Consider the following 21519-nt stretch of genomic DNA (forward strand, 5'->3'; position numbering starts at 1 on the left):
GCAAGGGAGATTCAGCTCTTGATTCCGGCAACCGCGAAGCGGATAAGCTCCTCCGCGGCACGCTTGCGGTGGGCGATTTCGGCCACCCCGGTGGGGCGCTTGATCAGCCCGAAATCGGACATTGCGTAGGTCAGCGCGCCGGACAGGAAGTCCAGGCGCCAGTACAACTGCTCCTTGTCCAGCTCGGGGACGCACTCGGCGATCGCCCGTGCGAACTCGCGCAGCACGTGGCCGTACTGCTCGGACAGGAACTTGCGCAGGCCGTCGTTCTTCTCGGCGTAGGCGCGTGCGATGACCCGGATGAAGGCGCCGCCGCCCTGGCGGTCGCGGGCCAGTGCCAGCGCCGGCTCCACGAACGCGGCCAGGACCGGGGCCAACTCGCCGGGATTGCTGGTGCGGGCTTCGGTGAGGGACGCCAGTCGCTGCCGGCTCATCTCGTCCATGCGCCGCCGGAAAACCTCGTTGATGAGGTTTTCCTTGCTGCCGAAGTGGTAATTGACCGCGGCGATATTGACGTCGGCGCGGCCGGTGACCTGGCGCAGCGAGGTGCCGCTGAAGCCGTGCTGGGCGAACAGTTCCTCGGCGGCGCCGAGGATCCGGTCCTTGGTCGAAAACTGGGTGCTTGCCATGACGCGGGACGGCCCTGCCTGAATCAAACGCTTGTTTGGATAGTAGGCTTGCCGTGAATGGCGGGTCAACCCGGAAGGATCGCGAAACCGCGTGCAGAGCGCGTGCCCGATCCGGTAGAATCACACGCAGCCTTGTCGGCTAAACCCGCGCCCCGGCGTGGGTTTTTCTGTTACCTTTCGGACCTGCTCAGGATGGCCGGCCCGTTTTACCGGAGACCTTCCCATGGCGCTGGAGCGCACACTGTCCATCATCAAGCCCGATGCCGTTGCCAAGAACGTCATCGGCGAAATCTATTCCCGCTTCGAAAAGGCCGGCCTGAAGATCGCCGCGTCGAAGATGAAGCAGCTGTCGCGCGCCGAGGCCGAAGGCTTCTACGCCGTGCACCGCGAGCGTCCCTTCTTCAACGCGCTGGTCGAGTTCATGATCAGCGGTCCGGTGATGATCCAGGTCCTCGAGGGCGAGAACGCCGTCCTCAAGCACCGCGACCTGATGGGCGCCACCAACCCGAAGGAAGCCGCCGCCGGCACCATCCGCGCCGACTTCGCCGACTCGATCGACGCCAACGCCGTGCACGGCTCCGACGCCGCAGAAACCGCCGCCGTCGAGATCGCGTACTTCTTCCCGGCGACCGACGTGTACGTTCGTTGATTCATTTTTGCCACGGATTTACGCGGATGAACGCGGATAAGGCGAAAGAAGAGGCGAGTGAAAGGGCTGTTTCCTTTCATCCGCTTTCTGCTCTATCCGCGTAAATATGCTCTTGATCCGCGTAATCCGTGGCAAATGCTCTTGACCCCGGAAGCCCAGTGACCGAAGCCACAGCCAAGCAGAACCTCCTGAACCTCGACCGCACGGGGCTTGAGGACTTCTTTGCCGACGAACTCGGCGAGAAGCGTTTCCGTGCGCACCAGGTCATGAAGTGGATCCACCACCGGCACGTCACCGACTTCGACGAAATGACCGACCTCGGCAAGGCGCTGCGCGCCAAGCTGCAGGAGCGCGCGGAAGTCATCGTTCCACAGGTCCATTTCGACAAGGCGTCCGAAGACGGCACCCACAAGTGGCTGCTGGGCATGGACGGCAAGAACGCGATCGAGGCCGTCTACATCCCCGACAAGGGGCGCGGCACGCTGTGCGTGTCCTCGCAGGTGGGCTGCGCGCTCAACTGCACCTTCTGCTCCACCGCGACCCAGGGCTTCAACCGCAACCTGTCGACCGCCGAGATCATCGGCCAGGTCTGGGTGGCCGCGAAGCACCTCGGCAACATCCCCCACAAGCAGCGTAGGCTGACGAATGTGGTGATGATGGGCATGGGCGAGCCGCTGGCCAATTTCGACAACGTCGTGCGCGCGATGAGCGTGATGCGCGACGACCTCGGCTACGGACTGGCCAACAAGCGCGTGACGCTCTCGACCGCGGGCATGGTGCCGATGATCGACCGCCTGGCCGAAGAGAGCGACGTCTCGCTGGCCGTGTCCCTGCATGCGCCGAACGACGCGCTGCGCACCACCCTGGTGCCGCTGAACAAGAAGTACCCGATCGCCCAGCTGATGGACGCCTGCGTGCGCTACGCGCTGCGCAAGAAGGGCGAGTCGGTGACCTTCGAGTACACCCTGATGAAGGGCGTCAACGACCAGCCCGAACATGCGCTCGAGCTGGTGCAACTGCTGCGCGCGTTCGACCGCGCCGTGCAGATGAAGGACGCCGCCAAGATCAACCTGATCCCGTTCAACCCCTTCCCGGGCACGCGCTACGAGCGCCCCGACGAGCTCGCGATCAGGACCTTCCAGAAGCTGCTCAACAGCGCCGGCATGATCGCGCCGGTGCGCCGCACCCGCGGCGACGACATCGACGCCGCCTGCGGCCAGCTCAAGGGCCAGGTCGCCGACCGCACCCGGCGCCAGGCGGATTTCCGCCGCAGCCTCGAGGCAGGGAAGGACAGCCATGCGCCTTCCTGATGGCGCAGCGGCAGTGTTTGCACTCACGCTCGTCGTATTTGTCGCCGGTTGTTCGCGGCTGAGCTTCATCAAGCCAAGCGCTGCGCGCGGCAGCTCCGAACAGGTGGCGCGGACCTACGATTTCAGCGACGACAAGCGCAATCGGAATGGCGCGGGCAACGCGCGTGCGCACCTGCTTCGCGGCGAGCAGGCGCTGAACGAGGGGCGCACCGCGGATGCCAGGGAGCAGGCGGAGATGGCGCTGAAGGCCGACGCCGGCAATCCGCTCGCACATACGCTGATGGCGCTGGCACTGGCGCGCCAGGGCAAGGCCGGCGAGGCCGGCGGGTACTACGCCCGTGCCGCGGAGTTGGCGCCAGCCTCGGGGGCTGCGCTCAACAACTATGGCAGCTGGCTGTGCCTCAACGGGCGTGCGCCGGAGTCGCTGGACTGGTTCGACCGGGCGCTGGCCGATCGCAGCTACGCCAGCCCGGAGTCGGCCCTTGCGAACGCGGGTGCCTGTGCGGTGGAAGGCGGGCAGCCCGGGCGCGCCGAACGCGACCTGCGCGCCGCGCTGCGGCTGGATCCGGTGAACGCGGTTGCGCTCGAAGCGCTGGCGCGGCATCTTAACGGGCAAGGGGAACATTTCGAGGCGCGTGCGTTTTCGCAGCGTCGCCTCGATGCAGCGCCGGCAACGCCCGCGGCGTTACTACTTGCGTCACAGATCGAAGAGAAGCTCGGCGACAAGGCTGCCGCCGCTCGTTATGTTCAGCGTCTGCGGACGGAATTTCCGCAAGCGCAGGCAGCGCTGCCCGGGGACAGCAGTTCACGATGATGCCGCCAGACCACAACACTGCCGATGCCCACCAGGGCTGCGGCCAACGCCTCCGCACCGCGCGTGAAGCAGCGGGCCTGTCCGTGCAGGACGTGGCAAGCCGGCTGAAGATGCCGGTGCGCGTGGTGAAGTCGCTCGAGGCCGAGGACTGGAGCCGCCTCGGCGCGCCGGTCTTCATCCGCGGGCAGCTGCGCAGCTACGGACGCCTGCTGGGACTTGCCACCGACACCGTGCATGCCGCCTCCGGCGTCGCCGCCGTGCAGCCGGTCGAACTCACGCCGCGGACCTACGTGCCGCGCATGCGCATCGTGGCCGAGCAGTTCGCGCGTCGCCTGGTCTATGTCGTGATCACCGGTGCCATTGCACTGCCGGTCTGGTTGCACCTGTCGCCCCAGGACACCGTGTCGGGCTCCCTCGACGTGCCGGTATCCACGCCCTCGCGGACGGCAGTGCCGGGACAGCGCGGCCCCACGCCACTGGTGGCGTCGATGGCCCCGGTGCAGAGGTCCGCACCGATCCCGGTGGCGACCCTGCCGGTCGACGCGGCCGGGCTCGAACTGCGCCTGGAGGCGGACAGCTGGGTCGAGATCGCCGCGCCCGACGGCAGCATCATCGAGCAGTCGCTGCTTGGTGCCGGTGCCGTGCGCAGCTTCGCCGCGGGCGAGGTGGGCGGCGTCGTGCTTGGCAATGCCGGCGCCGTGGGCGTGCGCCGCGACGGCGTCGAGCAGGATCTCTCCCCTTACCTGCGGGCGAACGTCGCCCGCTTTACGGTATCCTCTGACGGTTCGCTGGCGCCTGTCGAACACTGAGTACGACGCGCAGCGGCTGCGGCGGCCCGGTCGGGCCCAACGCATGAAACCGGCGGCCCGCTCACGGGCCGTTCCCTTTCCGGTGCCTGCCCCTCGATTGGCGGCGCGGTACCCAGCATGATCGGACGGACATGGCAGTAGACGAGTTGCTCGATGAGCACGAACAGGGCGAACGCGTACGCGAGTGGATCCGCCAGAACGCCTTCGGGGTCATTGCAGGCATCGCGGTCGCGCTTGCCCTGGTCTACGGATACGGGAAGTGGCAGGACCACTTGCTGGCCCAGCGCGTTGCCTCGGGCGATGCCTACGCCGCGGTAAGCGACAGCATCGCCGCCGGCGAGCTGGACAAGGCGCGCACGCTTGCCGAAGGGGCAGGGCTTGACGACGGCGTCTACGGCACGCTGGTGGCCCTGGAGCTCGCCGCCGCACAGGTCGGGGCCGGTGAGGGCGAGGCCGCGATCAAGACGCTTTCAGACATCAGCGATCCCGATCCGGCGCTGGCCCCGGTGGTTGCGCGCCGCCGCGCGGTGTTGCTGGTCGATGCCGGCAGGATCGACGAAGCGCTGGCGGCACTCGGCGACGCAGACGATGCCGGCAGCCTCGAGGTCCGTGGTGATGCCGAATACGCGGCAGGCCGCATGGAGCCGGCCCGCGAGGCCTACCTGGCCGCGCTCACCACGCTGGACGAAGCGGCCGTGAGCCAGCGCCAACTGCTTGAAATCAAACTGATCGACGTCGGCGGCACGCCCGCCAGGATCGAGGAAGACGCCCCATGACCGCCCTCCCGCACACGCAATCCCGCCGCGGCCGGCTGGCCGCAAGGGCGCTGCTCATGCTCGCATGCGTCGCCATGATCACCGGCTGCAGCACCGTCCGGGGCTGGTTCGGCGGAGACGACGACAAGGCCGATACCGAGCCGGCCAAGCTGGTGGAGTTCCAGTCGTCCGCCACGCCCAGCCGCATCTGGACGGCCAGCGCCGGCAAGGGCGATGGCGACACCGGCGTGGCCCAGGCGGCCACCATCGCCGACGGGCGCGTCTATGCCGCGTCGGTGAAGGGCGGCCTTCGCGCATTCGACCTCCAGAGCGGCAGCAGCCTTTGGCATCACGACACGGACCTGCGTCTGTCGGGCGGGCCAGGCGCAGGCGATGGCCTGGTCGCCGCCGGCTCGCTTGATGGCGACGTGGTGGTGCTGGATGCTGAAACCGGCGCCCTGCGCTGGACCGCCCAGGTCCCCAACGAAGTGATCGCGCGCCCGGCCGTTGGCCAGGGCCTGGTGGTGGTGCGCTCCAACGATGGCCGGATCACCGCTTTCGATGCGGCCAGCGGCGAGCGCCGCTGGTTCTGGGTGCGTGAGCTGCCGTCCTTGACCGTGCGCGGCAATGCGGCGGTCACCCTGGCGCCGGGCCTGGCGTTCATCGGTACCGACGAGGGGAACCTGGCCGCGCTGGCGCTGGCGGATGGCCGCCTGGTCTGGGAGCAGCCGGTTGGCGCCGCCGATGGCCGCACCGAGCTGGAGCGCATGGCCGATGTCGACGGAGCTCCGGTGGTCGATGGCAGCGCCGTGTTCGCGAGCAGCTACAAGGGCACCACCATGGCCTTCGAAGGGCCGTCGGGCCGCCCGCTCTGGGCCGCTGAAAGCGGCGGTGCAGGCGGCGTCGGCATGGCCGACGACCGGGTCGTGGTGAGCGATGCCGCCGGCACGGTCTGGGGAATCGACAAGTACGTGGGCACGGCCTATTGGCAGCAGCCTGCGCTGGCCCGGCGCAACCCGGGTCCGGCGGCAGTGCATGGCAGCTATGCCGTGGTCGGCGATTTCGACGGCTACCTGCACTGGATGCGCCTGTCCGACGGCGAGTTCGCCGCGCGCACGCGCGCCGGGCGGGCGGCCATCGCCGGGCGTCCGGCCGTGGCCGATGGCATCCTCGTGGTCCAGAACGTCAACGGCGACCTCAGCGCCTGGCGCATCGACTGAACCCGATAAAATGGCGGACAGCCGCGGCCCCGGGTAGTCTCGCTGCCCGGGGCCGCGCGTTTCCGCCCCGCATCGCACCAAGGCACGACACAGCATGCTTCCCCTGATCGCCCTCGTAGGCCGTCCCAACGTCGGCAAGTCGACGCTCTTCAACGCGCTCACCCGGACGCGCGACGCGCTGGTGCACGACCAGCCGGGCGTCACCCGCGACCGCCACTACGGCGTGTGCCGCATCGATGAAGAGCGCCCGTTCGCGCTGGTCGATACCGGCGGCATCGCCGATGGCGGGGTGCACCTGCTCACCGGCAACCTGGCCGGCGCCACCGCGCGCCAGGCCCGCGCCGGCGCCGACGAGGCCGACCTCGTCCTGTTCGTGGTCGATGGCCGCGAAGGCCCGTCGACGGTGGACGATGAAATCCTGGCCTGGCTGCGCAAGTCGGCGCGCCCGACCTTCCTCGTGGTCAACAAGACCGACGGCATGGATGCCCGCGCGGCCGTGGCGGAGTTCGCGCATTACGGCTTCAAGGACGTGCTGGCGATCTCCTCCGCGCACCGCCAGGGCATCGATGACCTGGTGGACGAGATCCGCGCCCGCTTGCCCGAGGAGGGCGAGGCCGAGGCGCCCGACGACGACCCCAAGCGCATCCGCCTCGCCTTCATCGGCCGGCCCAACGTCGGCAAGTCGACCCTGGTCAACCGGATCCTGGGCGAGGAGCGGATGATCGCCTCCGACATCGCCGGGACCACCCGTGATTCGATCGCCGCCGACCTCGAGCGCGATGGCCGCCTGTACCAGCTGGTCGATACCGCCGGCATCCGCCGCAAGTCGCGGGTGGACGAAGCGGTGGAGACCTTCTCGATCATCAAGACCCTGCAGTCGATCGAGCAGTGCCAGGTCGCGGTGGTGCTGATCGACGCCCGCGAGGGCGTGACCGACCAGGACGCCAGCGTGCTGGGCGCGGTGCTCGACGCAGGCCGCGCGCTGGTGGTCGCGGTCAACAAGTGGGATGGGCTCGACACCTACCAGCGCGAGCAGGTCGAAGCACTGCTGTCGCGCAAGCTTGCTTTCGTGCCTTGGGCCGAGGCCGTGCGCATCAGCGCGCTGCACGGTTCCGGACTGCGCGAGCTGTTTGCCGCCGTGCATCGCGCGCACGCTTCGGCCACGCGCACCTTCAGCACCGCCGAAGTGACCCGCGCCATCGAAATGGCCGCCGAGTCCAATCCGCCGCCGGTGGTCCGTGGCCATGCCGCCAAGCTGCGCTTCGCGCACCCCGGTGGCGACACCCCCCCGACCATCGTGGTCCACGGCACGCGACTTCGCACCTTGCCCGACAGCTACCGGCGCTACCTCGAGAACTTCTTCCGCAAGCGCTTCAAACTGGTGGGCACGCCGGTGCGCTTCGTGTTCCGCGAAGGAGAAAACCCCTACAAGGACCGCAAGAACGTGCTGAGCGAGCGCCAGGTCGCGAAGCGCAAGCGCCTGGTCAGGCACGCCAAGCGCGGCAAGTGAGCGCCAGGGCGACCACGCTGGGGCTGTTGGCCGGGGGGCGCGCCACCCGCCTGGATGGCACCGACAAGGCGTGGCTTGAAAGGGATGGGCAAGCGCAGGTGTTGCGCCTGGCGCGACGCGTGCAGGCGGAAGTCGACGCCGTACTGGTGTCGGCCAATCGCGACCTGGAGCGCTATGCCACCCACGGGTTGGCTGCGGTCGCCGACCGCCGCGCCGACCTCGGTCCGCTGGGTGGCCTGGATGCCCTGGCAGGCGCCTGCACGACGCCCTGGCTGCTCACGCTCCCGGTCGACCTGGTGTCGGTCAACGATTGCCTGTTGCGCAGCCTCCGCGCAGCGGGCGGCGATGGTGCCTGGGCCGAGGACGATGACGGCCGGCAGCCGCTGGTCGCGCTGTGGCGGGTGGACGCGCTGCGCGCGGCATTGCCCGCCGTGCTGGCCTCCGGCGAGCTCTCGGTGCATGGCCTGCAGTCGCGCCTGGGCATGGCCGGGGTGCGCTTCACGGGCCTGCGCTTCGGCAACCTCAATACGCCCGCTGACCTCGCTGCCGCGGGGTTCGCACCGGCCTGAACGATGCATCCCGCCGCTGGCCCGGCGCGCGGTCCTGCCATGGCGTAGGGTAGGGCGCAATCCGGGCACGCCACAGTCGGCGGGAGCGGACCCATGCAGGATAATCGCGGCATGCCGGTCATCGACATCACACCACGCGAGGCGCTGCGGCGCGTCGCCACCATGGGCGCCATCCTCGTCGACGTCCGCGAAGACCACGAGCGCGAGCTTGGCATGGCCGAAGGCGCGCGCGGGATTTCCCGCGACGAACTCGAGAGCGAACCCGACTTCCATTTCCACGACCGCAACGCGGAACTGCTGCTGATCTGCCAGAGCGGCGGCCGCTCGATGCTGGCGGCCGAAAGCCTGCTGCGGCAGGGATATCGCAACGTGCAGTCGGTGCGCGGCGGCACCTTGCTGTGGGCCGCCGAAGGCCTGCCCATGGCGCGGCCCGAGCCGCCCGCGCAGCCGCGCGACGAGGATTTCCACGAGCGCTATTCGCGCCACCTGCTGCTGCCCGAGATCGGCATGCGCGGGCAGAAGCGCCTGGCGATGGCGCGCGTGCTGATGCTCGGTGCCGGTGGCCTGGGTTCACCGGCGGCGTTCTACCTGGCGGCCGCCGGCGTGGGCGAACTGCGCATCGTCGATGACGACGTGGTCGAGCGCAGCAACCTGCAGCGGCAGATCCTGCACGCCGATGCCGACATCGGCCTGCGCAAGGTCGATTCCGCCGAGGTCCGGCTGTCGGCCCTCAATCCGCGGATGAAGATCGAGGCGGTGGCCGAACGGCTGACCTCGGCGAACGTCGAGCGCCTGCTTGAAGGCGTCGATGTGGTGGTCGACGGCGCCGACAACTTCCCCGTGCGCTACCTGCTCAACGATGCCTGCGTGCGGCTGGGCGTGCCGCTGGTGTACGGCGCGGTGCACCGCTTCGAGGGCCAGGTGAGCGTGTTCGACGCCGGGCGCCATCGCGGCGAGGCACCGTGCTATCGCTGCCTGTTCCCGGAGCCGCCGCCGGCCGGGGCCGCGCCCAGCTGCAGCGAAGCCGGGGTGCTTGGCGTACTGCCCGGGGTGGTCGGCATGCTGCAGGCCACCGAGGCGCTGAAGCTGCTGCTGCACATGGGCGAGCCGCTGCGCGGGCGCCTGCTGCATTTCGACGCGCTCGGCATGCGCTTCCGCGAGACCCGGCTGACGCCGGATCCTGCCTGCCCGCTGTGTGCCCCGGGTGCGGCGTTCCCCGGGTACATCGATTACGAGGCCTTCTGCGCGGGCTGAGCCCCGCGTCGCCCGCACGTGAGCACCGCAAGGCCGGCGCTGCGATAGGCTCCCGTGACACTCTGCGGGAACTCCACATGGCGTACGGGTCGTGGCGGCAAGCCGCCTTCGCAGTCCTCCTGGCCGCGTGCGCCGCACTGGCGCCGCCGCACGCGCGCGCGTCCGACCCCTGTCCGCTGCTGCGCGGGCAGCAGGCGGCGCCGGACGTGGCCACCAGGATCGCGGCCACGGCCTGCGAAGAACACCAGGCCTGGTACCGCGGCTTCATCGACCGCGACGGCCGTCTTGCGGGCTCCACCGTGCGCGAAGCCGAGACGGCGCGCCTCGCCAACGGCCAGTCCGCCTGGCTGCGGGTGGCCGGGTACTGGCACGGCAGCGGATTGCTGTGGCAGGTGCAGCAGCGCGCAGGAGCCGCCGACTGCGCGGCCGCCGGCGACGCGTACCCGTCGCCGGGCTGCCGCGGTTTCGTGGTCGACACGCCCTGGTCGGCCGCCTTCGTGTCCTGGGTGATGCGACGCGCCGCGTTGCCGGGCTTCCGCGCTTCGGCCAGCCACGTGGACTACGTGCGCGCGGCCTATCGCGACCCGGACGGCAGCCCGTACCGGATCGTCGATCCGCACGCAGCGCGCCCGGCCCGCGGCGACCTGCTGTGCTACGTGCGTGTCCCGGGCAAGAGCTACGGCTTCGGCGGCCTGGCGACCCTGCTCAGCGCGCAGGATGGCGGCCTGGGGATGCATTGCGACATCGTGGTTTCGGCCGCGGAAGCGGGCGATCGCACGGCGCGGCTGGTCGGTGGCAATGTGTTCGATGGCGTCACCATGCGGCTGCTGCCGCTCACCGAGGGCGGCCGGTTCGCGGAGCTGCCGCTGCGTGGCGATGACGGCGTGGAATGCAGCCCGGACCAGCCATCGGCCTGCAGCGCCAACCGCCAGGACTGGGCCGCGCTGCTGCAGTTGCGCCCGCCGGCCGAGCTTGCCCGGCTCGCACCGGCGCTGCCCATGTCCGGGCCGACACCTGCGCCAATGCCGCAGTGCTGCGTGCACTGCGTGCTTGGCTCGGGAGTGCCGCGCTGCCCGGCCGCGGGGCAGGCGCCGGTCGATTGAGCCCATGCCCCCGTGGCTCGCGTCATGCGGTGCCGATCGGCGACAATGCAGGCCTCACGCCCGCGACCTACAGGCATGCCCGATATCGCTCCCCAGGCCCGCATCCTCGACGGCAAGCGCATCGCCGATGAACTCCTCGACGCCCTCAGGCTGCGGGTGGAGGCGCGCACCGCGTCCGGCCACGCGCCCCCCGGTCTGGCCGTGGTGCTGGTCGGCGACAACCCGGCGTCGCGCTCCTACGTGCGCAACAAGCGGCGCGCAGCGGGCATCGTCGGCATCCGAGCGCTGGACTTCGACCTGCCCGAAGGCACCACCGAGGCGGAGCTGCTGGCGCTGATCGACCGCCTCAACGCGGACCCGGACGTACACGGCATCCTGGTGCAGCTGCCGCTGCCCGGCATTCCCGACGCCACGCGCCTGATCCACCGCATCGATCCGCGCAAGGACGTCGACGGCTTCCATCCCGAGAACGTCGGCCACCTGGCGCTGCGCCAGTTCGGCCTGCGTCCCTGCACGCCGCGCGGCATCACCACGCTGCTGGCCTGGACCGACCGCCCGGTGCGCGGGCAGAGCGCGACGATCGTGGGCGTCAGCAACCACGTCGGGCGGCCGATGGCGCTGGAGCTGCTGATCGCCGGCTGCACGGTCACCAGCTGCCACAAGTTCACGCCCCGCGACGTGGTGCGCCGACACGTGGGCGAGGCCGACATCCTGGTGGTGGCGGTGGGCAAGCCCGACCTGGTGCCGGGCGAATGGGTGAAGCCCGGTGCGGTGGTGATCGATGTCGGCATCAACCGCCTGGACGATGGCCGCCTGGTGGGCGACGTCGGCTTTGCCGCGGCGTCCGCGCGCGCGAGCTGGATCACGCCGGTGCCCGGCGGCGTCGGGCCCATGACCGTGGCCACCCTGATGCAGAACACGCTGGAGGCCGCGGAAGCCGCCGACGCCGCGGCGTCCGGCGCCTGAGAGCGGGGCGGCCGCGCGCCGCGCCGCCCGCGGGACGCGCCATTCCGCCACCGGCCGCGCTCCGACCGGCGGCGGCGGGGTACAATGTCGTGCTTCACCACCACCGGCACGCCCATGCTGCGCATCCAGGCTGAAGCGCTCACCTTCGACGACGTCTCGCTCGTCCCGGCGCATTCCACGGTCCTCCCCAAGGACGTCTCCCTCGCCACCCGGCTCACGCGCGACCTGCGCCTGAACATGCCGATCGTGTCCGCCGCCATGGACACGGTGACCGAAGCACGCCTGGCCATCGCCATGGCCCAGCTCGGCGGCATCGGCATCGTGCACAAGAACATGAGCGCCGAGCGCCAGGCCGCGCACGTGTTGCAGGTCAAGAACTTCGAGGCCGGGGTGATCCGCGAGCCGTTCACCGTCGGCCCGCAGACCTCGATCGGCGAAGTGCTGCGGCTCACCCGCGCGCGCAACATCTCCGGCGTGCCGGTGGTCGACGGCGACCAGCTGGTCGGCATCGTCACCGGGCGCGACATGCGCTTCGAGAAGAAGCTCGACGACCCGGTGCGCAACATCATGACCCGCAAGGAGAAGCTGGTCACGGTGAAGGAAGGCGCGAGCGACGGGGAAGTGATCGAACTGCTGCACCGCCACCGCATCGAGAAGGTGCTGGTGGTCAACGACGAATTCCAGCTGCGCGGCCTCATCACCGTCAAGGACATCCAGAAGGCGCAGGACAACCCGAACGCCGCCAAGGACCTGTCGGAGAGCCTGCTGGTCGGCGCCGCGGTGGGCGTGGGCGGCGATACCGAGGAGCGCATCGAGCGCCTGGCCGACGCCGGCGTCGACGTCATCATCGTCGACACCGCGCACGGCCATTCGCAGGGGGTGATCGACCGCGTGGCCTGGGCCAAGAAGCGCTACCCGCGGCTGCAGGTGGTCGGCGGCAACATCGTCACCGGCGACGCGGCGCTTGCGCTGATGGATGCCGGCGCGGACGCGGTCAAGGTCGGCGTGGGCCCGGGCTCGATCTGCACCACGCGCGTGGTGGCGGGCGTGGGCGTACCGCAGATCACCGCCATCGACATGGTGGCCGAGGCCCTGCAGGACCGCATTCCGCTGATCGCCGACGGCGGCATCCGCTACTCCGGCGACATCGGCAAGGCGCTGGCCGCGGGCGCGTCCACGGTAATGATCGGCGGCCTGTTCGCCGGCACCGAGGAAACCCCCGGCGAGACCGAGCTCTACCAGGGCCGCAGCTACAAGAGCTACCGCGGCATGGGCAGCCTGGCGGCGATGGAGAAGGGCTCCAGCGACCGCTACTTCCAGGAGGCAGCCTCGGCCGACAAGCTGGTGCCGGAAGGCATCGAGGGCCGCGTGCCGTACCGCGGCCCGCTCAGCGGCGTGATCCACCAGCTGACCGGCGGCCTTCGCGCCACCATGGGCTACGTCGGCTGCGCCACCGTCGAGGACATGCGCAGCAAGCCGAAGATGGTGAAGATCACCGGCGCCGGCCAGCGCGAGAGCCACGTCCACGACGTGCAGATCACCAAGGAACCGCCGAACTACAGGGCCGGCTGATGAAGCCGCTGAACGCACGCGACGCGCGCTCGCCCGCCCGCCGCATCCTGATCCGCGGCCTCGTGGTCGCGGCGCTGGTGGCGGCCGTGGTCTATGGCTACGACTTCTACCGCGGCTGGCAGCTGCGCGATTCCTGCACCGGCAACGGCGGCGTGTGGAACGCGGAGCTCGAGCAGTGCACCTTCCGGATGGCCGTTCCCGCGGCCCTGCCCCAAGACCCGACGCCATGACCGACCTGCACCGCGACAAGATCCTCATCATCGATTTCGGCGCGCAGTACACGCAGCTGATCGCGCGCCGCGTGCGCGAACTGGGCGTGTACTGCGAGATCTGGGCCTGGGACCATGATCCATCCGAGATCGCGGCCTTCGGCGCCCGCGGCATCATCCTGTCGGGCGGCCCCGAGTCGACCACGGTCGAAGGGTGCCCGCGCGCGCCGCAGGAGGTGTTCGACAGCAGCCTGCCTTTGCTGGGCATCTGCTATGGCATGCAGACCATGGCCAAGCAGCTTGGCGGCGAAACCGAGGCCGCCGACGCACGCGAGTACGGCCACGCCGAAGTCACGCTGATGGCGCGCGATCGCCTGTTCGGCGAACTCAATGACCACGGCAGCGAACCACCGCGCCTGGACGTGTGGATGAGCCACGGCGACCACGTCTCGAAGGCGCCGCCCGGCTTCACGGTCACCGCGAGCACCTCGCGCGTTCCGGTCGCGGCCTTCGCCAACGAGGACAGGCGCTGGTACGGCGTGCAGTTTCACCCCGAGGTCACGCACACCACGTCCGGCCAGGCGCTGCTGCGCCGCTTCGTGGTCGACGTCTGCGGCAGCGAGACGCTGTGGACGGCCGAGCACATCATCGAGGACCAGGTCGCGCGCGTGCGCGAGACCGTCGGCACCGACGATGTGATCCTGGGCCTGTCCGGTGGCGTCGATTCCTCCGTCGTCGCGGCGCTGCTGCACCGTGCGATCGGCGACCAGCTGACCTGCGTCTTTGTCGACACCGGTCTGCTGCGCTGGCAGGAGGGCGACCAGGTGATGGCGACCTTCGCCGACGCCTCCGACGCCCACGGTCTGGGCATCCGGGTGATCCGGGTCGATGCGCGCGACCGCTATTTCAGCGCGCTCGCGGGGGTCACCGATCCCGAGGCCAAGCGCAAGATCATCGGCGGGCTGTTCATCGAGATCTTCGATGAGGAAGCCGGCAAGCTGGCCAATGCCAAGTGGCTGGCACAGGGCACGATCTATCCCGACGTGATCGAGTCCGCCGGCAGCAAGACCGGCAAGGCGCACGTCATCAAGAGCCACCACAACGTTGGCGGCCTGCCCGAGCACATGAAGATGGGCCTGGTGGAGCCGCTGCGCGAGCTGTTCAAGGACGAGGTCCGCCGCATCGGCGTGGCACTCGGCCTGCCGCACGAGATGGTCTACCGCCATCCGTTCCCGGGCCCGGGCCTGGGCGTGCGCATCCTCGGCGAGGTCAAGCCGGAATACGCTGACATCCTGGCGCGAGCGGATGCGGTGTTCATCGAAGAGCTGCGTGCGGCCGGCCTTTACGACAGGACCAGCCAGGCCTTCGCTGTGTTCCTGCCGGTGAAATCGGTGGGCGTGGTCGGCGACGCGCGGGCTTACGAATGGGTGATCGCGCTGCGCGCGGTCGAGACCGTCGACTTCATGACGGCGCACTGGGCGCATCTGCCGTACGACTTCCTCGGCCGGGTCTCGAACCGGATCATCAACGAGGTGCGCGGCGTGTCGCGCGTGGTCTACGACATCAGCGGCAAGCCGCCGGCGACGATCGAGTGGGAGTAGGGCCTGCTGCTAGACTCCGCTGGCCGCGGCAGGACGCCTTGCGCCTTGGCCGGATATTTCCGGCGATGATCGAACGGAAGTGACAGCGGCGCCGGCCGACAAGCCGGCGTTTCCATGGGGTGCTCCGGGGAGGGAGAGACCGATGGTCGTGAGACTGCTTGTGCTTGCCGTGTTGGCGGCGGTGGCCGTGCTTGCCTGGGACAACGGCTGGCGGATCGACGAATCGCACGTGCAGCGCTACTACGCGCGGCAGATAGATGCGATGCGCAGCTTCGACCATGAGTCGATGTGCAAGGACATCGCCGGCGATTTCAGGATCAGCGTCACCTCGTACGTCGATGGCCGGCGCACGGGCGAGGCCGCGTATGACGGCGAAAGTACCTGCCGCATGACCCGGGAGATGCTGGAGGGGATGCGTAACCTGGGCGGACGGAGCCGCGGCCTGCTGACCTTCGATGTCACTGTGGACGTGCGTTCGATCCGCATCGATCCCGGACGCCGCAACGCGACGGTGGAAAGCGTCACCACGATGAAGGTGGGCGAGGTCCTGGTCAGCCGCAGCCGCGGGACCGAGCGTCTGTCACGCTCGGTCTGGCGCGTGCGCAGCCATGGTGGCGAGGGCCAGAGCTGGTCTTACCTGTTCTGATCGGGCCGCGTACCGGTCCCTCAGAACGCCCAGGTCAGCAGCAGCGCCGCACGGCCGTCGGCCAGCCGCGAGTCGCCGACCGATTCCGCCAGCAGTTCGCTGTAGCCGGAGGTGTCGGTGTACTGCAGCTTCGCGTTGATCGGCCCGAAGTCGCGCTCAAGTGAGACCAGCCAGTCGCTGTAGCTGTCGCCGGCGGCGTCGTCGAGGTCGTAGTGACCGGCCTGCAGGCCCAGGGTGAGACCGGTCTCGCCGAGCGGGAAGGCCGCCCCGGCGGTGTAGTACCAGCCCTTGCCGCCGAGGTTGAAGATGTCGGGCGAGTAGGCCACGCCCACGTTGTAATAACCGGCGAAGCCCAGCACCGCCTGGACCTCGGTGTAGTCGATGTCGTAGTCCGGGCCGTTGTGGCCGGGGTAGGACACGTGGGAGACGGACATGTCCAGCTCGGTGTCCTCGCCCAGCTCACCGCTCCAGCCGACGTAGAGCTCGCGCTCGTAGTCGATGCCGTCTTCCGGATCGCCGAAATCCACGGTCGAGGCGAAGGCGCCGACGTAGAAGCCACTCTGGTGCTCGACGTAGGCCTCCAGCTGCAGGGCCGGATCCTCCATGGTCTGGGAGACGCCGCGCCAGACGTAGTCGCTGGCCGCGACCACTTCGCCACCGAACGACCAGGCCGCGTCGTCGCCGACCTCCTGCGCGTAGGCGGGCAGGGCGGTGGCGAGCAGGGTCGCCAGCGCGGCGGCGAGAGACAACTTGGTCATGGCGGAACTCCGGACCCGTGAGCGGGCAGGCGCGCGACGATACACCGGCGCGATGCCGGGGTAAATCCACGTTGACACTGCCCGATCCCCCTCCGAACATGCCCTCCTGCCCCCGTTCCGGAGAATCGCCGTGTCCCTGCGCCTCGCACCGCTTGCCTGCGTCCTGGTCCTTGCCGCATGTGGCGGCCAGTCCGGGTCCACCGACGCCGGCGCCCCGGGCGCCGAGGAAAAGGTCCTCAACGTCTACAACTGGTCGGACTACGTCGCAGCCGACACCATCGCCAACTTCGAGGCGGCCACCGGCATCAAGGTCAATTACGACGTCTACGCCGACAATGAAACGTTGGAGACCAAGCTCACCGCCGGGGGCTCCGGCTACGACGTGGTGTTCCCGTCCGCGCGTCCTTTCGCCCAGCGCCAGATCCGGGCCGGCCTGTACACGGAGCTGGACACGTCGAAACTGCCCAACCTGCAGCACCTGGACACGGCGATCATGGACGGGCTGGCCGACATCGACCCGGGCAACGCGCACGCGGTGCCCTACATGTGGGGCACCACCGGCCTGGGCGTGAACGTGGACAAGGTCCGGGCCGCCCTCGGCGACGACGCGCCACTGGATTCCTGGAGTTTGCTGTTCGACCCGGCCAACGCGGCGAAGCTTGGCTCCTGTGGCATCCACGTGCTCGACGACGACCAGGAGGCCTTCGGCGCGGCGCTACTGTGGCTGGGCCGCGACCCGAACGCGGGTGCCGCCGACGAGATCGACGCGGTCAAGCAGGTCTATGCCGCGATCCGGCCGCACATCCGCACCTTCAACAATGCCGAATACAAGGACGCATTGGCCAACGGCGACGCCTGCCTGGTGATGGGCTATTCGGGCGACATCGGCCAGGCCCGCGACGTCGCGGCCGAGGCCGCGGAAGCGACCGGCAAGCCCGTGCCTGACATCCGCTACGTGATCCCCAAGGAAGGCGCGATCCGCTGGACCGACCTGGTCGCGATCCCGGCCGACGCGCGCCATCCGGGCAACGCACACGCCTTCGTCAACTACCTGATGGAGCCGGAGGTGATCGCGGCGATCACCGACCACGTCGCCTATGCCAACGCCAACCAGGCGGCCACGTCGCTGATCGATCCCGGGATCGCCCGCGACGCGGGCGTGTATCCGCCAGAAGACGTGCGCGCCAAGCTGGTCGACCCGACCTCGCTGCCCGAAGACATTCAGCGCCAGCGCGTCCGCGCCTGGACCGCGATCAAGAGCGGCCGCTAGGCGATGCCGGTCCCCGCGCGGAGCCTCGCTTCCGAACCCTGGCGTGACCCTGCGGCGCAGCCCTTCGTGCGCATCGAGGGGGTCACGAAGACCTTCGGCAAAGTCTATGCTTGCGATGACGTCACGCTGGACGTCTACCGCGGCGAGTTCTTCGCGCTGCTGGGGGGCTCGGGCTCGGGCAAGAGCACGCTGCTGCGGATCCTGGCCGGGCTGGAAGCGCCCGACCAGGGGCGCATCCTGATCGACGGGCTGGACGTGACCGACCTGCCGCCCTACCAGCGGCCGGTCAACATGATGTTCCAGAGCTACGCGCTGTTCCCGCACATGACGGTGGCGCAGAACATCGCCTTCGGCCTGCGCCAGGACCGGCTGCCCGCCGGCGAGATCCGCGACCGGGTGCAGGCGATGCTGGAGCTGGTGCGCATGCCGCAGCTGGCCAACCGCAAGCCGCATCAGCTGTCGGGGGGGCAGCGCCAGCGCGTGGCGCTTGCGCGCGCGCTGGCCAAGCAGCCCAAGCTGCTGCTGCTGGACGAGCCGCTGGGCGCGCTCGACCGGCGCCTCCGCGAGCACACCCAGTTTGAACTGGTGAACATCCAGGAGCGCGTCGGCACCACCTTCATCATGGTCACCCACGACCAGGAAGAGGCGATGACGATGTCCTCGCGCATCGCGGTGATGGATACCGGGCGCATCGTGCAGGTGTCGACGCCGGCGGTGCTGTACGAGTACCCGGCCACGCGCTTCGTGGCCGAGTTCATCGGCGGCATCAACATCTTCGAGGGCCGCGTGCTGGGCAGCGACGAAGCCACGGGCCAGGCGTGCATCCAGTGCGATGCACTCGACGCCGAGCTGCTCGCGCGCCATACCGACCCGCTGCCCGAGGGCACCGCGGTGAGCGTGGCCGTGCGCCCGGAGAAGATCGACGTGCACGAGGCACCGCCGCCGCGCGGCAGCGTGGCCACCGAGAACGTGGTGGTCGGCAAGGTCCGCGACATCGCCTACCTGGGCGACGTCTCGATCTACCAGGTGGAGACGGAGGCCGGCGCCATCGTGCGCGTGCAGGAGACCCACGTGGCGCGCAGCTCCGAGCCGCACTACGACTGGGACGATACCCTGTGGCTCAGCTGGGAAGCGGCCAGCGCGGTGGTGCTGACGGCATGAGCCACGTCCGCAATCCGGGGCTGTGGGACTTCTGGTTCGACGTGGTGCGCAACCTGTTCGGCTGGTTCCGCGCGGTCGGGCATGAGTTCCGCACCCGCCGTGGCCGGTTCCTGGTGACCGCGCTGCCGATGCTGTGGCTGGGCCTGTTCTTCCTGGTGCCGTTCCTGATCGTGCTCAAGATCAGCTTCGCGCAAGCGGTGTTCGGGCAGGCGCCGCCGTATACGGCGCTTGTCGAGACCGCGGCCGACGGCGCGGCATCGCTGCGCCTGCACGTATCCAATTACGCGATGCTGCTGTCCGATCCGCTGTACGTGTCGGCCTATCTCAAGTCACTGCTGTTCGCGTCGGTGTCCACCGTGTTCTGCCTGCTGCTGGGCTATCCGATCGCCTACGGCATCGCGCGCGCCACGCCGGTGATGCGCCTGCTGCTGCTGGTGCTGGTGATCCTGCCCTTCTGGACCAGCTCGCTGCTGCGCACCTATGCGCTGATCGGCATCCTGAAGGCCAACGGCCTGCTGGCACAGGCGCTGATGGCGGTCGGCTTGGCCGGCCCGGACTTCGCGCTGCTGCATACCGATATCGCGGTCTACATCGGCATCGTCTACAACTACCTTCCGTTCATGATCCTGCCGCTCACGGCCACGCTCATGCGCCTGGACTTCACCCTGCTCGAAGCCGCCGAAGACCTCGGCGCCAAGCCCTGGCACGCCTTCCTGCGGGTGACGCTGCCGCTGTCGATGCCGGGCATCATCGCGGGCTCCCTGCTGGTGTTCATTCCCGCGGTGGGCGAGTTCGTGATCCCCGACATCCTCGGCGGGCCCGACGCGCTGACCATCGGCCGGGTGCTCTGGATCGAGTTCTTCACCAACCGCGACTGGCCGCTGGCGGCCGCGGTCACGATCGCCATGCTGGTGATGATCGTGCTGCCCACGCTGCTGTTCGAGTACTTCGAGAACCGGCGCAGCGAGCGCGAGGCGGAGGCATGAAGCGCAATCCCTTCCTGCTCTACACCGCCATGGTGCTGGGCTACGCCTTCCTCTACATCCCGATCCTCTCGGTGGTGGCGTACTCGTTCAATGCCTCGCGCGTGGCGACGGTGTGGGGCGGTTTCTCGACCCGCTGGTACAGCGCGCTCCTGGCCAACGACCAGCTGCTGGACGCGGTGCAGCGCAGCTTCCTGATCGCCGCGATCACCGCGACCGCGGCCGTGTTCCTGGGCACCGCCTGCGGCCTGGCCCTGTCGCGCTTCGGCCGGTTCCCGGGCCGCGGCCTGCTGAGCCTGATGAACTCGGCACCGATGGTCATGCCCGACGTGATGATGGGGCTGTCCTCGCTGCTGCTGTTCGTGACCCTGCAGCAGGCCTTCGGCTGGCCCGACCGCGGCATGGTCACGATCACGCTTGCGCACATCACGCTTACCGCCTGCTACGTCACCGTGGTGGTGCGCTCGCGCATGGCGGGCATGGACGACAGCCTGGAAGAAGCGGCCATGGACCTGGGCGCGAAGCCCTGGCGGGTGTTCTTCGTGATCACCCTGCCGCTGATCGCACCGGCGCTGCTGGCAGGCTGGCTGCTTGCGTTCACCCTGTCGCTCGACGACCTGGTGATCGCCAGCTTCACCTCCGGCCCGGGCGCGAGCACGATGCCGATGGTGATCTATTCCAAGGTCAAGCTCGGCGTGACGCCGGAAATCAACGCGCTGGCGACGATCATCGTGGTGCTGGTCGCGGCGGGCGTGAGCGTCGCAGGGGTGTTGATGCATCGCCGGCAGGGCACCTGATAAATCCGAGGGCATGGGCCGGTGCTGGTCAGGCGTCCGGCGCGGGGGCGGGGGCGGGGAAGACGAGCATTTCGGCGCTGCCGGCGGCGCGGGTGGTGGCCAGGACTTCAAGCACGCGGTCGCAGGCGCGCCTCGCGGCCTCGGCAACGCCGCATCCGGCAAGCTGGTGGCCGGCGAGGGTCGCGCTGAACAGGTCGCCGGTTCCCTTGGGCGTGCTGTCCAGGCGCGGGTGCTCGATGACTTCGGCGCAATCGCGGGTCACCATGGCAACGCGCATCGTGCCGGCCTGCCAGGTGGCCGGCGCCGCGCTGGTGGCGACCACGCAGCGCGTTCGTCCGCCGAGCAGGGCGCGCGCCGCATCCCCCACCTCGTCGATGCTTGCCACCGGCCGGCCGGCCAGCAGCCCGAGCTCGAAGCCGTTGGGCACCAGGCCGTCGGCCAACGGCAGGAGGTGGGCGCGATAGGCCTCGACCATGCCCGGGTCGACGTAGACGCCGACGTCCTCATCGCCGATCACCGGATCGATGAATACCTGGATGCCCGGGCGCTCATGCACCAGGGCCTCGATCCAGCGTGCAAGCGCCTTCGCCTGGGCGGGACCGCCGAGGTATCCCACGACTACGGCCTTCAGCCGCTGCAGCGCGTCGCGCGCGTGCAGGTCGGCCAGGTAGCCTTCGAACCAGTCCAGCGGGATCGCGCCGCCATGGATCGTCGGATGGTGCGGCGTATTGCTCAGCACCACCGTCGGCACCGCAGCCACGCGCAGGCCAAGCGCCTGCAGCGTCGGCACCGCGATGTTGTTGCCGACCTGGCCATAGACGACCTGTGATTGCACCGAGACGACGTCCAGCTGCATGGGCTGCAGCGCATCGTCCCCGCGCCCTGCCTTGATTCCCGCGTTCCCGTTGGCGTTTTGCATTCGGCGATTCTAGGC

Annotated in this window: 22 protein-coding genes; 19 read left to right on the plus strand and 3 right to left on the minus strand. The window is 69.3% G+C overall.

What is annotated here, in order from left to right; translation table 11 throughout:
- Nucleotides 1–11: 11 nt before the first annotated feature.
- A complete protein-coding gene (locus ACW7GZ_RS12700) occupies nt 12–629 on the minus strand; it encodes a TetR/AcrR family transcriptional regulator (RefSeq protein WP_457002591.1) in 618 nt (205 codons plus the stop codon).
- Between the two features lie 223 nt (nt 630–852).
- Here ACW7GZ_RS12700 and ndk point away from each other — a divergent pair, with 223 nt between their 5' ends.
- The 15 genes from ndk to ACW7GZ_RS12775 all read left to right on the plus strand — a co-directional run bounded on the left by ndk (nt 853) and on the right by ACW7GZ_RS12775 (nt 15616).
- Complete coding sequence (ndk, locus tag ACW7GZ_RS12705) at nt 853–1278, plus strand: nucleoside-diphosphate kinase (RefSeq protein WP_457002592.1); 426 nt, start codon at nt 853–855, stop codon at nt 1276–1278.
- A gap of 128 nt (nt 1279–1406) precedes the next feature.
- Nucleotides 1407–2588: a 23S rRNA (adenine(2503)-C(2))-methyltransferase RlmN gene (gene rlmN, locus ACW7GZ_RS12710; protein ID WP_457002594.1), complete on the plus strand. Its 1182-nt coding sequence runs from the start codon at nt 1407–1409 to the stop codon at nt 2586–2588.
- Nucleotides 2589–2601: 13 nt separating this feature from the next.
- Nucleotides 2602–3402 (plus strand): tetratricopeptide repeat protein, encoded by an 801-nt coding sequence (locus ACW7GZ_RS12715; protein WP_457009628.1) that lies wholly within the window; start codon nt 2602–2604, stop codon nt 3400–3402.
- On the plus strand, nt 3399–4211 hold the full coding sequence (locus ACW7GZ_RS12720) for a helix-turn-helix domain-containing protein (protein ID WP_457009537.1): 813 nt from the start codon (nt 3399–3401) through the stop codon (nt 4209–4211). Before ACW7GZ_RS12715 ends, ACW7GZ_RS12720 begins: the two co-directional genes overlap by 4 nt.
- Nucleotides 4212–4342: 131 nt before the next feature.
- Entirely contained in the window at nt 4343–4987 is a 645-nt protein-coding gene (locus ACW7GZ_RS12725; RefSeq protein WP_457009538.1) for a YfgM family protein, read from the plus strand.
- A complete protein-coding gene (gene bamB, locus ACW7GZ_RS12730) occupies nt 4984–6186 on the plus strand; it encodes an outer membrane protein assembly factor BamB (RefSeq protein ID WP_457002600.1) in 1203 nt (400 codons plus the stop codon). Before ACW7GZ_RS12725 ends, bamB begins: the two co-directional genes overlap by 4 nt.
- Nucleotides 6187–6280: 94 nt before the next feature.
- The gene (der, locus tag ACW7GZ_RS12735) at nt 6281–7696 is read left to right on the plus strand and encodes a ribosome biogenesis GTPase Der (RefSeq protein ID WP_457009540.1); all 1416 of its coding nucleotides are present in this window, start codon (nt 6281–6283) and stop codon (nt 7694–7696) included.
- Nucleotides 7693–8265 (plus strand): molybdenum cofactor guanylyltransferase, encoded by a 573-nt coding sequence (mobA, locus tag ACW7GZ_RS12740; RefSeq protein ID WP_457002604.1) that lies wholly within the window; start codon nt 7693–7695, stop codon nt 8263–8265. The genes der and mobA overlap by 4 nt, the downstream gene beginning before the upstream one ends.
- A gap of 93 nt (nt 8266–8358) precedes the next feature.
- The gene (moeB, locus tag ACW7GZ_RS12745) at nt 8359–9519 is read left to right on the plus strand and encodes a molybdopterin-synthase adenylyltransferase MoeB (RefSeq protein WP_457002606.1); all 1161 of its coding nucleotides are present in this window, start codon (nt 8359–8361) and stop codon (nt 9517–9519) included.
- 77 nt (nt 9520–9596) lie between these two features.
- Nucleotides 9597–10622: a DUF2272 domain-containing protein gene (locus tag ACW7GZ_RS12750; protein ID WP_457009542.1), complete on the plus strand. Its 1026-nt coding sequence runs from the start codon at nt 9597–9599 to the stop codon at nt 10620–10622.
- Between the two features lie 75 nt (nt 10623–10697).
- Complete coding sequence (folD, locus tag ACW7GZ_RS12755; protein ID WP_457002610.1) at nt 10698–11588, plus strand: bifunctional methylenetetrahydrofolate dehydrogenase/methenyltetrahydrofolate cyclohydrolase FolD; 891 nt, start codon at nt 10698–10700, stop codon at nt 11586–11588.
- A 114-nt stretch (nt 11589–11702) separates the two neighbouring features.
- Nucleotides 11703–13160: an IMP dehydrogenase gene (guaB, locus tag ACW7GZ_RS12760; RefSeq protein ID WP_457009630.1), complete on the plus strand. Its 1458-nt coding sequence runs from the start codon at nt 11703–11705 to the stop codon at nt 13158–13160.
- Nucleotides 13160–13390 carry a hypothetical protein gene (locus ACW7GZ_RS12765; protein WP_457009544.1) on the plus strand — a complete coding sequence of 77 codons (231 nt, stop codon included), beginning with the start codon at nt 13160–13162 and terminating at the stop codon, nt 13388–13390. The genes guaB and ACW7GZ_RS12765 overlap by 1 nt, the downstream gene beginning before the upstream one ends.
- Nucleotides 13387–14970, plus strand: a complete 1584-nt coding sequence (gene guaA / locus ACW7GZ_RS12770) for a glutamine-hydrolyzing GMP synthase (protein WP_457009546.1) — start codon at nt 13387–13389, stop codon at nt 14968–14970. Before ACW7GZ_RS12765 ends, guaA begins: the two co-directional genes overlap by 4 nt.
- A 142-nt stretch (nt 14971–15112) precedes the next feature.
- Nucleotides 15113–15616, plus strand: coding sequence for a hypothetical protein (locus ACW7GZ_RS12775; protein ID WP_457009548.1), 504 nt, complete (start codon nt 15113–15115; stop codon nt 15614–15616).
- Between the two features lie 20 nt (nt 15617–15636).
- Here the strand turns inward: ACW7GZ_RS12775 and ACW7GZ_RS12780 are convergent, their stop codons facing one another.
- Nucleotides 15637–16374 carry a TorF family putative porin gene (locus tag ACW7GZ_RS12780; protein WP_457009550.1) on the minus strand — a complete coding sequence of 246 codons (738 nt, stop codon included), beginning with the start codon at nt 16372–16374 and terminating at the stop codon, nt 15637–15639.
- A gap of 130 nt (nt 16375–16504) precedes the next feature.
- On the opposite strand from ACW7GZ_RS12780, the gene ACW7GZ_RS12785 reads away from it, so the two are divergent.
- The 4 genes from ACW7GZ_RS12785 to ACW7GZ_RS12800 all read left to right on the plus strand — a co-directional run bounded on the left by ACW7GZ_RS12785 (nt 16505) and on the right by ACW7GZ_RS12800 (nt 20585).
- A complete protein-coding gene (locus ACW7GZ_RS12785; protein WP_457002617.1) occupies nt 16505–17644 on the plus strand; it encodes a polyamine ABC transporter substrate-binding protein in 1140 nt (379 codons plus the stop codon).
- A 3-nt stretch (nt 17645–17647) separates the two neighbouring features.
- Nucleotides 17648–18805, plus strand: a complete 1158-nt coding sequence (locus ACW7GZ_RS12790) for an ABC transporter ATP-binding protein (RefSeq protein ID WP_457002619.1) — start codon at nt 17648–17650, stop codon at nt 18803–18805.
- A gap of 128 nt (nt 18806–18933) precedes the next feature.
- Nucleotides 18934–19791, plus strand: coding sequence for an ABC transporter permease subunit (locus tag ACW7GZ_RS12795; RefSeq protein ID WP_343254036.1), 858 nt, complete (start codon nt 18934–18936; stop codon nt 19789–19791).
- Nucleotides 19788–20585, plus strand: a complete 798-nt coding sequence (locus ACW7GZ_RS12800) for an ABC transporter permease subunit (RefSeq protein ID WP_457002621.1) — start codon at nt 19788–19790, stop codon at nt 20583–20585. The genes ACW7GZ_RS12795 and ACW7GZ_RS12800 overlap by 4 nt, the downstream gene beginning before the upstream one ends.
- Before the next feature lie 28 nt (nt 20586–20613).
- Here the strand turns inward: ACW7GZ_RS12800 and pdxK are convergent, their stop codons facing one another.
- A complete protein-coding gene (gene pdxK, locus ACW7GZ_RS12805; protein WP_457009552.1) occupies nt 20614–21504 on the minus strand; it encodes a pyridoxine/pyridoxal/pyridoxamine kinase in 891 nt (296 codons plus the stop codon).
- Between the last annotated feature and the right edge of the window lie 15 nt (nt 21505–21519).

This window comes from Luteimonas sp. A537 (assembly GCF_054052065.1).